Below are 12,480 nucleotides of genomic sequence, written 5' to 3'. Positions count from 1 at the left end.
GAAAGGAACCCCCCACCATGTCCACAGCCGCGCCGTCCCGGCCCAGGGTGCTCGTCGTCGGAATCGACGGTGTCCGGTACGACCTGCTGGAGCAGGTCCCGATGCCGAGGCTCGCGGAGGTCGCCGAGGCCGGGTTCCTGGCGCCGGTCACCGTGGCGGAGTCCACCCCCACCATGTCCGGCCCCTGCTGGGCCACCATCGTCACCGGCGTCGAGCCCGCCAAGCACGGCGTCTGGGGCAATCACCTGGCCGGCCACCGGCTCGACGTCTTCCCCGACTTCGCCACCCGCCTCGCCCGCCAGGACCGCCGCCGCACCTTCGTCGCGGCCGGCTGGGACCCGCTGGTCATCGGCGAGTCCGGCGGCCCGCTGTTCCGGGCCCCCGGCCGCCTCTCCTACGTCGCCCCGGCCGAGGACACCCCCGAGGCCTGGGAGACCGTCGACGAGGAGGTCACCCGGGAGGCCGTGCACGTCCTCGGCACCGCCGACCCGGAGGCGTCCTTCGTCTACCTCGGCGCGGTCGACGAGACCGCCCACTTCCTCGGCTGTGGCGAGGAGTACCGCGCCTCCATGCGCGCCGCCGACCAGCGCCTCGGCCGGCTCCTGGACGCCGTCCGCGGCCGGGCCGGCTACCCCGACGAGGAGTGGACGGTCATCGTCGTCACCGACCACGGCCACGTCGACGCGGGCGGCCACGGCGGCCGCACCACCGAGGAGCGCACCGCCTGGGTGGCCTGCGCGGGCCCCGGCATCCCCGTCGCGCCGCCCACCGGGGAGATCCGTCACCCGGACGTCGCCGCCCAGGTGTACGCCTCGCTCGGCCGCCCCATCGACCCGCACTGGACCCTGGACGGCCGCCCCTTCCCGCTCGCCCGGCCCGTCCCAGCCGCTTTCTGACGATCCGGCAGGGCCGCCCGGGTGGACCGGCCGGGCTGCGCCCCGGCCGGACTTGAGCCAGGCTCTACAGGGCGCGCGACCCTGACATCAGGTGGCCGGGTATACCCCTGAAGGTGGAGACCGTACCCCGTGGGATGGAGACATGGTCACGACCTCGTGGTGACGTTCCGGCAGCACACACCGGTCACGATGGATGTACACCGGAACACCGGGCCACGGAAGCCCGGGGCGGACGGGACCGGCGCGGCGGGATCCGACACAGGAAGAGGGCAGGGCGGGCATGAACGGCATCGTGAGCAAGGTCGCACTGGGAGTCGCGGGCACCGGCATGGCCGTCGCCGTCGCCGTCGTCGCGGTCGGCCCGCGCGTGGCCGACTGGTACGACGACCGCCACCAGGAGCAGGCCTCGTACTCCACCGGCTCCGAGGCCAAGGCCGACCGCCGTTCGATGCCGGACTGGCTGCCCGACAACGCCTCCTCCGTCCGCTACCTGATGTCCACCACCGGCGACGACCGGCTGCTGCGCGCCACCCTCCCCGACGGACGGCTGCCCGCCGGCTGCGCCACGACGCTGCCGGGCAAGGGCGTCCACCCGGCGCCGGTCTCGCTCAGGGCCGGCTGGTTCCCCGAGAGCGTCACCTCGAAGGTCAGCGGTACCTGCGGCCACTACAACGTCACCCTGACGGGCGACCAGCTCTACGCCTGGCAGGACGGCGCCGCCGTCCAGGCCGCCCTGCGCGCCGAGCGGCCGGCCAAGCACTGAACGGGCGCGCGCTGAGCGCCGGGCGGATCGCCGAGCGCCGGGGCGGATGATGATCCACGCGGCGGACCCCGGGTATCCGGACCCCGGGCCGCTGCGATAGGACGGAGCGAGTACCAACCCTGCCCCGTCCTGTGAGGAGCCCCATGCCTGGTCCGACCGCCGGCGCCACCGGCGACACGTCGACCGCCCCCACGACCACCACCACCGGATCCGCCGCCGCCCCCGGCCGCACCACCATCGCCGTCCTCGGCGGCCTGGTCGCCCTCGGACCCCTCACCACCGACCTCTACCTGCCCGGCCTGCCCGCGATCGCCGACGACCTCGCCGCCGAACCGGCCGCCGTCCAGCTCACCCTCACCTTCTCGATGTTCGGCGTCGCCGCCGGACAGCTGCTCTTCGGACCGCTCAGCGACCGCCTCGGCCGCCGCCCGCCCCTGCTCGCCGGCCTCGTCGTCTACACCCTCGCCAGCGTGGTCTGCGTCCTCGCCCCCACCCTGCCCGTCCTGATCGCGGCCCGCTTCGTCCAGGGCGCCGCCGGCGCCGCAGGCCTGGTCATCGGCCGCGCCGTCGCCCGCGACCGCTTCGAGGGCGTCGCGATGCTCCGCTTCCTCGCCTCGATCAGCCTGATATCGGGCCTCGCCCCGATCCTCGCCCCGGTCGTCGGCGCCCAGCTGCTCCGCGTCACCTCCTGGCGCGGCACCTTCGGCGCCCTCACCGCCCTCGGCCTGCTGCTCAGCCTGGTCGCCTTCGCGGCCCTGCGGGAGACCCTGCCGCCCGCGAACCGGCACCGCGGCGGGCTCACCACCACGCTGCGCACCATGGGCGGGCTCCTGCGCGACCTGCCGTTCCTCGGGCTGGTCCTGACCAGTACCTTCGCCTTCGGCACGCTGTTCGGCTACATCAGCGGCTCCTCGGTGGTGCTCCAGCACGTCTACCACGTCTCGCCGCAGACCTACAGTCTGCTCTTCGGCCTCAACTCGCTGGCGATCGTGGCCGTCACCCAGCTGAACGGGCGGGTCCTGGCCCGCCGCTTCACCGCGGGCGCGCTGATGCTGGCCGGCCTCGGCACGGCCGTGGCGGCCGGGGTGGCGCTGGTCCTGGTGACGGCCGTCTGGGACGCCGGACTGCTCGGCGTCTGCCCGGCCCTGTTCGTCATGATGGGCAGCCTCGGCGTGGTCCTGCCGAACTCCGCCGCCCAGGCGCTCAGCCTGGTCCCCCCGCAGACCGCCGGCTCCGCCTCCGCGCTGATCGGTACCGGTACCTTCCTCTGCGGCGCCCTTGTCGCCCCGCTCAGCAGCCTCGGCGGCAGCCCCTCCGCGGTTCTGCTCGCCGTCGTCGTCCTGGTCTGCGCCCTCCTCGCCACCGCCTCCTACCTGGCGCTCTGCCGCCCCTGGCGCCCTGCGGCCCCGGGCCCGGAGGCGGCGCGGGCGGTCTGACGGAGGGCCCGTGCGCCGACCGGGGTCGGGCACGCGTGCCGCGTACACGTGCCGCCGGGGGGGGGGGCGGGGGGGGGGGGGGGCCGCCGGGGGGGGGGGGGGGGGGGGGGGGGGGGGGGCGGGGGGGGGGGCGGGGCGCGGCGGGGGGGGGGGGGGCCCCCCCCCCGCGCGGGGCGGGGGGGGGGGGCGGGGGGGCCCCCCCCCCCCCCGGCGGGTGGTCGGGCCCGAGTGGCTCGGCCCCGGGTGGGTCAGGCGATGGAGAAGTCGTCGCCGAAGACGTTGCCCTGGCCGTACCAGCCGTGCAGGTAGACGGTCACGGTGCCGGAGGCGCCGGTCGTGAACGGGACGGTCAGCTTGGTCCAGCCGGAGGAGCTGGTCCAGGCGCTCGCGGTGGCCCCGCCGCTCACGCCGAGGTAGGCGTAGCTGCCCTGGACCCAGCCGGTCAGGGTGTAGGCCGTGTTGGGCGACAGGGTGACGGTCTGCGAGCACTGGCCGGTCTGGGCGCCGGTGGCCGCGGCCTGCAGCGCGTAGGAGCCGGAGTGGACCGGGGTGGAGACCACGGCGCCACCGGTCTGGCAGGTCCACGGGGCCAGGCTGCCCGTCTCCAGGCCGCCGTTCACCAGACCGGTCGGCGGGGTGACCCCGGTGACGGTCAGGGTGTACGTGCTGGTGTGGCTGCCGGAGGCGGCGTTGCCGGTGATGGTGAGCGGGTAGGTGCCCGGTGTGGCGGTCGCGGTGGTGGCGACGGAGAGCGTGGCGGTGCCGCCGGCGGTGACGCTGCCGGGGGTGACGGTGGCGGTCACGCCGGCCGGGGCGCCGGTGACGGAGAGGTTGACGCTCTGCGCCGAACCGGTGGTCACCGCGGTGGAGACGGTCGCGCTGGTGGACGAGCCCGCCGCCACCGAACCGGCGCCCGGGTTGACCGCCACCGAGAAGTCGTTACCCGGCTGAGTGCCCGTCACGGTCAGGGTGTACGTGCTGGTGTGGCTGCCGGAGGCGGCGTTGCCGGTGATGGTGAGCGGGTAGGTGCCCGGTGTGGCGGTCGCGGTGGTGGCGACGGAGAGCGTGGCGGTGCCGCCGGCGGTGACGCTGCCGGGGGTGACGGTGGCGGTCACGCCGGCCGGGGCGCCGGTGACGGAGAGGTTGACGCTCTGCGCCGAACCGGTGGTCACCGCGGTGGAGACGGTCGCGCTGGTGGACGAACCGGCCACCACCGAGCCCGAACCCGGGTTGACGGCCACCGAGAAGTCGTTGCCCACCGTCGTGCCGCTGGTGAACGGCGCGAAGATGTGGGTGAAGTCCCAGGTGTTCTGGTTGATCCCGGAGCAGTAGTCGTTGCCCGCCGTGCCCGGGCAGCCACCGTTGTCGCGCTGCAGGGCCCAGAAGGAGAGCGTGTTGATGCCCTTCGAGACCGCCCAGTTGTAGACCGTGGTCGCGTTGGCGACGGTGAAGGTCTCGGCCGGGCCGTAGTCGTCGATGCCGACCATCTCGATGATGCCGATGGAACCCCACAGCTGCGCCGGGGTCTTGGTCGGGTAGAGCTTGGCCAGCTGGTTGTAGAGACCGGTCGTGGCGGTCTGGGTGTCGGCGGCCATGTCGTGGGCGGCGCCGTCGTAGTAGTCGAAGGTCATCAGGTTGACGACATCGATCCGGGCGTTGTTGCTGACCGCGTTCTTCAGCACCGCCAGGCCGCTGGAGGCCAGGCCGCTGGTCGTGGTCGGCAGCGTGTACGAGAACTGGATCGAGCGGCCGTTGGCGGCGGCCCAGTCCTGCACGAGCTTGATCGCCTTGTTGCGGCGGTCGATACCGGCCGTGTTGGTCAGCGAGTTGTCCTCGATGTCGAGGTCGATCCGGCTGACGTCGTACGTGGTGATGACGTTCTCGAAGGCCGCCGCGATCTGGTTGACATCGGTGCAGCTGTCGGCGATCTCGGTCCCGGTGTTGTCGGCCGTGTAGCCGCCGAAGGACGGGATGACGTCGCCGCCGTTGGCGCGGATGGTGGCGATGTCGGCGCCGAAGGAGGACGAGGAGACCGGCAGCGAGGTGTCGCCGTTCCAGTACGGCGTGCACGAGCCCTTGGTGGCGGCCTGCAGGAACGCCATGGTCAGGTGCTTGGCACCGGACTGCGCGGCCAGCGTGGCCGGGCTCTGGCCGGTCCAGGACTCGAAGTACGGCGCGAAGACCCGGGTCGGCAGCGGGGTGGCGGCCTCGGCGGAGGCCGTCCCGACGGCGACCAGCCCGGCCGACGCGGCCAGCGTGGCACAGGCTGTCAGGGCGGCCTGGATCGTTCTGCGTAGACGCATGGATTCTCCAACAGACTTGGTGGGGCAGGACGTTGGTGAAATATTGAACGGTGCTGCGGAACCTCTGTGGTACGGAACCGCCGCCCGCGCGGGTGGGGAGTCGCGCGGGCGTGCAGGGGTGGAGCTGTCGACGGACGGGTGTGCGGGCGGACGGGCGCGTGGACATGCGGACGTGCTGAAGCCCACGTACTCGCGGAGCGACGGCGGTGCGAAGACGCACGTAGGCCGTGCGGGTCGGGGGCGGAGCGGAACAAGGCAGGGCAGTGCCTCAGCCGCCGGTGGTCACACCCCCACAGTGCATCCCGGTCGGATCGACATGCTTATGGTTGGACTAGACCAGTCGTCTGTCAAGACTCCTAACAGTTCGTCAACAGAGCTGATCGGCCGCCGCGGGGCCGTTGCCGTACCCCCGAAGCCGCCGGTGACCGGCGGTAAATCCGCTTGCGACGGCCGACGCCGTTCGGACATGATCGGTCACATGCGCGATCTCCACAGGAAGGGCGGCCACCGCCCGAGCAGGTGAGCCCCATCCGCCGCCCAACGGCGGCCGGCCCGTGCCACCCGTCGCCGGAAACGGCGGCCGCATCCGTATTCACGCCCGATCCGCATTCACATCCCGATCCGCACTCGCTGCCGCATCCGCACGTGTCGGCGCGCCTGTCGGCGCCCCGGCCGTCGCCGTACGCCGCCCGTCCGTGCATCTGACCCGAGAACGCCCACGCCTGTCCCTTTTCTCTTGGAGGAGACCTCTGTGACGACCTTGTCCGACACCGCCTGGACCTTCGCCGACGCCCGTAACCTGCGCGCCCTGCTGGCTGAACTCGACTGCTGTGCCGCCGACTTGACTGCTTCCCGGGCCGCCGCGCGGGTCACCGTCCGGGCCACCGCGCAGGTCGTTCCGCAGGCCGCTCTGCGCCGCCGCCGGAGCACCGCCGACGGGCCGGCGGCCCTGGCGGCCTGACCGGGGCCGATCCGGCCGACGTCCGGATTGCCGACGTCCGCCGTACCTTCCGCGCCCGCCGCTGACGTACCGCGCGTCATCGGGCGCGCCGAAACGTCGAGGTCCCGCCCGATCACCAGGATCGGGCGGGACCTCGGGGCCGCTGGCGAACGGCAGTCGGATCAGGCCATGCCGTGGCCGCGTGCCCGGTCGGAGCACGCGGCCACGGTCGCCCGGCGCTCAGGACGCCGGGCTGCTCGGGGTGGTGGGCGGACGGCCGGGCTCAGGCCGGCGGGCAGAGGGTGGTGCGCAGCGCGTCGAGGATCTTCTCGGCCTTCTCGCCGCCGAAGCCCTGCGGGTGGTCCGGCGCGGTGAAGCGCTGGTTGACCAGTTCGACCAACTTGGCCCGGTCCTTGGGGAACTGGTACATCGACTGGCACTGGTTGCGGGCCCGGTCGACGGCCCGCTCGGGCTTTCCGCCGACGATCGCCGGGTCGATCGCGTCCAGGGCGGCGACCAGCCTGGTGGTGAGGCCCGCGTCCGGTTTGGTGGGCAGTCCGGCGTCGGCCGGCGGCGCGGGCTTGGACGCCGCGGGGGCGTCGGGCGTGCCGGGGGCCGGGGGTGAGGCGGCGTCCGTGGCGGGCGTGTCGGGCGAGCCGGTGGCAGGTGCGGGCGGCGGCGGGGTGGTGGCGTCGCCGGCGGGTGCGGACGTGGGTGCGGATGCGTCGGGGGTGGTCGACGCGGCGGGGGTCGGTCCGGAGGGTGGTCCGGCCGAGGTGGTGCCGGAGCCGGAGCTGGAGCAGGCGGCTAGGCTCACCGCGGCGAATGCCGTGAGGGTGGCGGCGAGAAGACGAGTGCGCATTCCGCCACACTGTCATGTCCGCGGCGCTCAGGGGAAGATCCCCCGGGAGAACCGGCGGCGACCCGGGAGACCTCCCCCCGAGCCGCCCCCGAGCCGTCGCCCGGGCTCAGCCGAGGCCGTTGGCCTTGAGCCAGTCCTTGGCCACCGTCGACGGGTCCTCCTTGTCGATGGCGACCCGCTTCATCAGCGCCGTCAGACCCGCCGTGTCCAGCTTGGCCGACACCGCGTTGAGCGCGGCCGTCGCCGTGGCGTCCACACCCGCCTTGTTGACCAGCGGAGTGACGTTCTGCGCCCCGAAGATGTCCTTCGGGTCGGTCAGCGGCACGAGCTTCAACTGGACGATCTTCGGGTCGGTGGTGAAGACGTTGCCGACCTGGACGGAGCCGTCCTTCACCGCGTTGGCCGTGGTGTCGCCGGTCGGCTTCCACTCCTTGAAGGTCAGCCCGTAGACGTCCTTGAGCTCCTGCTCGCGGCGGGACTTGAACTCCGGCGGGCCCCCGATGGTGAGCTCGCCGGCCTTCGCCGACAGGTCGGCGATGCTCTTCAGGCCGTACTTGTCGGCGGTCTCCTGGCTGACGCTGAGCGAGTCCTTGTCCTCGGCCGGCGAGGAGTCCAGGATTCCCAGCGCGGCCGGCAGGGCCTTCGCCAGCGCCGCGTTGACGTCGTCCTTGGTGGCGGCGGTCGACTTGGCGTCCAGGTAGGCGAGCAGCGAGCCGTTGTACTCGGGCAGCACGGTCAGGCTGCCGTTCTGGATCTGGCCGTAGAGCACCTCGCGGCTGCCGATGTTGAACTTCTCCTCGACCTTGACACCCTTGGCCTTGAGCGCCTGCGAGTAGATCGAGCCGAGCAGCACGTTCTCGGGGAAGTTCGCCGAGCCGACCACCACGGTCGAGCCGGAGCCGCCCGAGCCGGCGGGCGCCGACGAGGAGCCGCTCAGCGGGTCGCCGCCCGAGGAGCCGCAGGCGGTGGCGCCGAGGGCGAGCGCGGCGAGGGCGCCGAGGACGAGAGCCCGGTGACCGCTTCTGCGGCGTGCGGATGTCGACATGGTGATACGTGTCCTTTCGGGAGGGGTGGGAGGTTCAGCGGGCCTGGCGCTGGGCGCGCAGCCCGGGCGGGAGCGCGTACCGGGCGAGCAGGGAGAAGAACAGCTGGGCGCCGACCGCGAGCAGCACCACCAGCAGCGCGCCGCCCACCGTCACCGCGTACTTCCGGGTGGCCAGCCCGTCGATGACGTAGCGGCCGAGGCCGCCGAGGCCGACGTACGCGGCCACCGTGGCGGTCGCGATCACCTGCACGGTCGCGGTGCGGAAGCCCGCCAGCAGGGTCGGCAGCGCGGACGGCAGGCAGACCTGCCAGAGTACCTGCGGGTGCGTCAGCCCGACCCCGCGGGCCGCGTCCCGGACGTCCGGGTCGGTGCTGCGGACCCCCTCGACGGCGGCCACCAGCAACGGCGGCGCGGCGAGCGCGACCAGCGGGATCAGCACGGCCGTGTCGCCGACGCCGGCGAGCAGCACCGCCAGCGTCACCAGCCCGAGGGTGGGCAGCGCGCGGGCGGCGCCGGCCAGCGAGGTCACGGCGGTGGCGCCGCGGCCGGTGTAGCCGATCAGCAGGCCGAGCGGGACGGCGAGCAGCGCCGCGTACAGCAGCGCCTCACCGGAGAGCAGCAGGTGCTCGGTGACCCGGTGCACGATCGAGTCCGGGCCGCTGCGGTGGTCCGGGGCGGAGAAGAAGTCGCCCAGCCAGGAGAGCCAGTTCACCGGGCCGCCCCCTTCTCCCGGACGGCCCACGGTGCGAGCAGCCGCCGGGTGCCGACCAGCAGCAGGTCCACGACCAGCGCGAGCGCGGCGATCAGCACGATGCCGGCCACGATCGGGGTCGGGAAGGTGCGCTGGAAGCCGTCGATGAACAGATAGCCGAGCCCGCCGCGCCCGACCAGCGCGCCGACGCTCGCCAGCGAGATGCTGGACACCGCCGCGACCCGCAGTCCGGCCAGCAGGTACGGCACGGCGGCGGGCAGCTCGACGGCGGCCAGCCGGTGCCACGGCCCGTACCCCATCGCGGTCGCCGCCTGGCGGACGGCCTCCGGGACGGCGCGCAGCCCGTCCACCGTGGTCGGCAGCAGCACGGCGAGCGCGTAGAAGGTGAGCGGGATCATCACGGTGGCCTGGGTGGCCAGCCCGGTGTACGGGATGAGCACCACGAAGACGGCCAGCGAGGGCAGCGCGTAGACGACGTTGAAGACCGCGGCGAGCGGCTGGTAGAGCCGGGGATAGCGGGTGCAGGCCAGGCCCAGCGGGACGGCCAGCAGCAGGCCGATGAGCACCGGGAGCAGGGCGATCAGGGCGTGGTCGGCCAGCAGGTGGCCCAGATAGCCGAGATGGTCGCCGATCCAGTACCAGCGGACGATCGGTTCATCGTCCACCGGTGGCTCCGTCCGCCTCCGGGGTCTTCGTGGGTGCGGGCGTCGGCGCAGGCGTTGGCGCGGGCTCCGGTGCCGGCGTGCCCGCCCCGGCGAGGGCGGCGAGGACGGCCTCGCGGCTCGCCGTACCGCGGGCCCGGCCGTCGGCGTCCAGCGCGACGGCGGCCCCGGCGGGGGAGAGGACGGCGGCGTCCAGCGCGGTGCGCAGGGTGTCGGCCTCGGGCCGGTAGCCGGCCGCCGGGTGCAGGACGGTGGTGGCGGCGTCCCGGTCGATCCAGCCGATCGGGCGGCGCTCGTCGTCCAGCGCCAGCTCCCAGCCGCCGTAGCGCAGCCCGTCGGCGACCGGGCGGACGGCGACGCCGGTGGCGGGGCGCAGGCCGAGGCCGCGCAGGCCGCGGTCGCGGCCGAGGAAGGCGGCCACGCCGTCGTCGGCCGGGGAGGTCAGCAGGGTGTGCGGGTCGGCGAGCTGGGCGATCCGGCCCTGTTCGCGCAGCACCACGACCTGGTCGCCCAGCCGGACGGCCTCCTCGATGTCATGGGTGACGAACAGCACCGTCTTGTGCAGCTCGGACTGGAGGCGCAGCAGTTCGTCCTGCAACCCGGCGCGGACCACCGGGTCGACGGCGCTGAACGGCTCGTCCATCAGCAGTACCGGCGGGTCGGCCGCCAGCGCCCGCGCCACGCCGACGCGCTGCTGCTGACCGCCGGAGAGCTGGAAGGGGTACCGCTTGGCGGTCTCGGGCGCGAGCCCGACCAGTTCCAGCAGCTCGGCGGCCCGGGCGCGGGCCTTCTTGCGGTCCCAGCCGAGCAGGTAGGGGACGGTGGCGACGTTGTCGATCACCTTGCGGTGCGGGAAGAGCCCGGCCTGCTGGATCACGTACCCGATGCCGCGGCGCAGCCTGGCGGGCTCCAGCTCGGCGACGTCCGTGCCGTCCAGCAGCACCCGGCCCGACGTCGGCTCGACCATCCGGTTGACCATGCGCAGCAGGGTGGTCTTGCCGCAGCCGGAGGGCCCGACCAGGACGGTTATCCGACCGGTCGGGACGTCCAGGTCGAGACCCCCGACGGCGATGGTGCCGTCGGGGTGGCGCTTTCCGGCGCCGTCGAATCTGATCACGGGGAGTTTCCTCGTCTCGGTGCCCCTGGATGGCGGCGCCGATCGTGTCGGTCTGTCGGTCGGTGGCGGTTTGTCAACGAAGGAGCGGCGTGGGTGACACCGCCGTCCCGTCGTATCAACCGCCCGGGCGTTCTTCCGCCCGCGTGGCTGCCCAGCTTTGGACCGGCGGAAACTCTGATCAGACTATGACCTCGATCATCTCCTGTCCGTGATTAACCGCCCGACGGGTGCTCAGGTGTCCTCTTCCGGCGTCCTGATCCGCCGCCTGATCCGCGGCCCTGATCCGCTGTCCTGGCCCGCGCTGCGGCCTGCCGTGAGCGGACGGCCGGTCAGCCGCCCCGGCGCGTCGGCAGCCCGGCGGCGGCCCAGCCGACGAAACCGCCGTCCAGGTCCGTCGCCCGGCGCAGCCCCAGTTCGCGCAGCGAGGCGGCGGCCAGACTGGAGGCGTAACCCTCCGAGCAGACCACGATCACCTCCACGTCGTACCCCGTCGCCTCCGGGATGCGGTGACTGCCCGTCGGATCGAGCCGCCACTCCAGCACATTGCGCTCGATGATCAGCGTGCCGGGGATCTCCCCCTCGGCCGCCCGCTGCGCCGCGGGCCGGATGTCCACCAGCAGCGCGCCGTCCAGCTGAGCCTGGTAGGCCTCCCGGGCCCGTGGCCGGTGGACGCCCTCACGGGCGCGCTCCACCAGGTCGTCGATCGTGGTCACCACTGCTCCGGTCCTTCCTCCGAGGTGCGGACGAGCCCGCCGGCCCGCAGGTCGTAGTGCGCCATGGAACTCAGCGGCGGCGAGTAGGCGTGCAGCGTGACGGCCGGTCCGGAGGCCGTGTTGCGCACATCGTGCACGTACTCGGGGCCGAAGGCGCGGGCGGTGCCGGCCGGGATGCGGCGGATCAGCAGACCCTGGTCAGGCCCGCCGAGCGACAGCTCCTCCAGCTCGCCGAGCGCGACGGTGAACGCGCCGCGCGAGCCGCCGTGGTCGTGGAAGCCGGTGGACTGGCCGGGCAGCCAGCTGATCAGCCAGACCTCGTGGTCGTCGTCGGCCGCCAGCCGGCGGTACCAGCGCTCGTCGGTGGAGAGCCGCACCTGGTGGATCCACTGGTCGGGCCGTTCGGCCAGCTCCCGGACGATCTTGCGCAGGGCGTTCGGGGAGAGCGGGGCGCGGGTCTCCTCGGTGGTGGCCGTGCGGGTGCGGGTGCGGTGACCGGTGGCGGCCGTGGCGGCAGGGTTGTCGGGAGCGAGGTCCAGGCTCATGTGGGCGTCCTCGGGGAAGGGAGAAGGCGAAGGAGGTGAAGGGCGGGACGCGGCCGGGCCGGGGCTCGGACCTGCCGACGGGGCGGCACGATGCGTGGGGCGGGGCGCGTCAGGAAGACGGGAGCGGGTGCGCGGCGCGGGCCCTGGGAGACGTCACAGGGTGGGACCGGCGAGGAAAGGCAAGGTCAACAGGCACAGATGGAACTCGCCTGGCGTCGCAGATCGACGTGCAGGCGGCAGACCAGAGTGGCGCCGGAGTCCATGTGCCGGATCTTTCCCGACGGGACAGGCGCGAGTCAAGCGAGGTCCGTCACTCCTGCGGGGCGCGCCGTGGTGGCGGCGGCGCCGGGGCGCCCGCCGTGGGGGGGGGGGGCCGGCGGGGGCCCCCCCCGGGGGGGGGGGGGGGGGGGGGGCCGGCGGGCGCCGGGGGGGCGGGGGGGGGGGGGGGGCGGGGGGGGGGGCGCGACCGCGGCGCGGCGGGGCGGG

Annotated in this window: 13 protein-coding genes; 4 read left to right on the top strand and 9 right to left on the bottom strand. The window is 73.9% G+C overall.

Annotated elements, in window-relative coordinates; all coding sequences use genetic code 11:
- Positions 1-17: 17 nt before the first annotated feature.
- The 3 genes from ACIP82_RS01840 to ACIP82_RS01830 all read left to right on the top strand — a co-directional run bounded on the left by ACIP82_RS01840 (position 18) and on the right by ACIP82_RS01830 (position 3,095).
- Entirely contained in the window at positions 18-896 is an 879-nt protein-coding gene (locus ACIP82_RS01840; protein ID WP_400649773.1) for an alkaline phosphatase family protein, read from the top strand.
- A 292-nt stretch (positions 897-1,188) separates the two neighbouring features.
- Positions 1,189-1,659, top strand: a complete 471-nt coding sequence (locus tag ACIP82_RS01835; protein ID WP_400649771.1) for a hypothetical protein — start codon at positions 1,189-1,191, stop codon at positions 1,657-1,659.
- A 143-nt stretch (positions 1,660-1,802) separates the two neighbouring features.
- On the top strand, positions 1,803-3,095 hold the full coding sequence (locus ACIP82_RS01830) for a multidrug effflux MFS transporter (protein ID WP_400649768.1): 1,293 nt from the start codon (positions 1,803-1,805) through the stop codon (positions 3,093-3,095).
- Positions 3,096-3,343: 248 nt separating this feature from the next.
- Here ACIP82_RS01830 and ACIP82_RS01825 read toward each other — a convergent pair whose 3' ends face one another.
- Positions 3,344-5,398, bottom strand: coding sequence for a glycosyl hydrolase family 18 protein (locus tag ACIP82_RS01825; RefSeq protein WP_400649765.1), 2,055 nt, complete (start codon positions 5,396-5,398; stop codon positions 3,344-3,346).
- A gap of 751 nt (positions 5,399-6,149) precedes the next feature.
- Here ACIP82_RS01825 and ACIP82_RS01820 point away from each other — a divergent pair.
- Positions 6,150-6,359: a hypothetical protein gene (locus ACIP82_RS01820; protein WP_400649763.1), complete on the top strand. Its 210-nt coding sequence runs from the start codon at positions 6,150-6,152 to the stop codon at positions 6,357-6,359.
- A gap of 262 nt (positions 6,360-6,621) precedes the next feature.
- Here ACIP82_RS01820 and ACIP82_RS01815 read toward each other — a convergent pair whose 3' ends face one another.
- From ACIP82_RS01815 to ACIP82_RS01780, 8 genes are all read right to left on the bottom strand, one after another.
- Positions 6,622-7,200, bottom strand: coding sequence for a hypothetical protein (locus tag ACIP82_RS01815; RefSeq protein WP_400649761.1), 579 nt, complete (start codon positions 7,198-7,200; stop codon positions 6,622-6,624).
- A 106-nt stretch (positions 7,201-7,306) separates the two neighbouring features.
- Complete coding sequence (locus ACIP82_RS01810) at positions 7,307-8,245, bottom strand: ABC transporter substrate-binding protein (RefSeq protein ID WP_363608667.1); 939 nt, start codon at positions 8,243-8,245, stop codon at positions 7,307-7,309.
- A 34-nt stretch (positions 8,246-8,279) separates the two neighbouring features.
- Entirely contained in the window at positions 8,280-8,957 is a 678-nt protein-coding gene (locus ACIP82_RS01805) for an ABC transporter permease (RefSeq protein WP_363608665.1), read from the bottom strand.
- Positions 8,954-9,622, bottom strand: a complete 669-nt coding sequence (locus ACIP82_RS01800) for an ABC transporter permease (RefSeq protein ID WP_363608663.1) — start codon at positions 9,620-9,622, stop codon at positions 8,954-8,956. Before ACIP82_RS01800 ends, ACIP82_RS01805 begins: the two co-directional genes overlap by 4 nt.
- Positions 9,612-10,736: an ABC transporter ATP-binding protein gene (locus ACIP82_RS01795; RefSeq protein ID WP_400649756.1), complete on the bottom strand. Its 1,125-nt coding sequence runs from the start codon at positions 10,734-10,736 to the stop codon at positions 9,612-9,614. Before ACIP82_RS01795 ends, ACIP82_RS01800 begins: the two co-directional genes overlap by 11 nt.
- Positions 10,737-11,065: 329 nt before the next feature.
- On the bottom strand, positions 11,066-11,452 hold the full coding sequence (locus ACIP82_RS01790; RefSeq protein WP_363608659.1) for a rhodanese-like domain-containing protein: 387 nt from the start codon (positions 11,450-11,452) through the stop codon (positions 11,066-11,068).
- A complete protein-coding gene (locus tag ACIP82_RS01785; RefSeq protein ID WP_363608657.1) occupies positions 11,446-11,994 on the bottom strand; it encodes a cysteine dioxygenase family protein in 549 nt (182 codons plus the stop codon). Before ACIP82_RS01785 ends, ACIP82_RS01790 begins: the two co-directional genes overlap by 7 nt.
- A 185-nt stretch (positions 11,995-12,179) precedes the next feature.
- Positions 12,180-12,257 (bottom strand): putative leader peptide, encoded by a 78-nt coding sequence (locus ACIP82_RS01780; RefSeq protein ID WP_107086570.1) that lies wholly within the window; start codon positions 12,255-12,257, stop codon positions 12,180-12,182.
- Positions 12,258-12,480: the final 223 nt, after the last annotated feature.

Origin of the sequence: Kitasatospora sp. NPDC088548, assembly GCF_044753005.1 — a bacterium.
Lineage (GTDB): Bacteria > Actinomycetota > Actinomycetes > Streptomycetales > Streptomycetaceae > Kitasatospora.
This window is presented reverse-complemented; position numbering and strand designations above follow the sequence as displayed.

What these genes read in the sequence shown, in the direction of transcription:
- ACIP82_RS01780 (WP_107086570.1), bottom strand. Translation starts at nt 12,257, where the DNA reads ATGGACTCCGGCGCCACTCTGGTCTGCCGCCTGCACGTCGATCTGCGA.
- ACIP82_RS01840 (WP_400649773.1), top strand. Translation starts at nt 18, where the DNA reads ATGTCCACAGCCGCGCCGTCCCGGCCCAGGGTGCTCGTCGTCGGAATC.
- ACIP82_RS01785 (WP_363608657.1), bottom strand. Translation starts at nt 11,994, where the DNA reads ATGAGCCTGGACCTCGCTCCCGACAACCCTGCCGCCACGGCCGCCACC.
- ACIP82_RS01830 (WP_400649768.1), top strand. Translation starts at nt 1,803, where the DNA reads ATGCCTGGTCCGACCGCCGGCGCCACCGGCGACACGTCGACCGCCCCC.
- ACIP82_RS01825 (WP_400649765.1), bottom strand. Translation starts at nt 5,398, where the DNA reads ATGCGTCTACGCAGAACGATCCAGGCCGCCCTGACAGCCTGTGCCACG.
- ACIP82_RS01810 (WP_363608667.1), bottom strand. Translation starts at nt 8,245, where the DNA reads ATGTCGACATCCGCACGCCGCAGAAGCGGTCACCGGGCTCTCGTCCTC.
- ACIP82_RS01815 (WP_400649761.1), bottom strand. Translation starts at nt 7,200, where the DNA reads ATGCGCACTCGTCTTCTCGCCGCCACCCTCACGGCATTCGCCGCGGTG.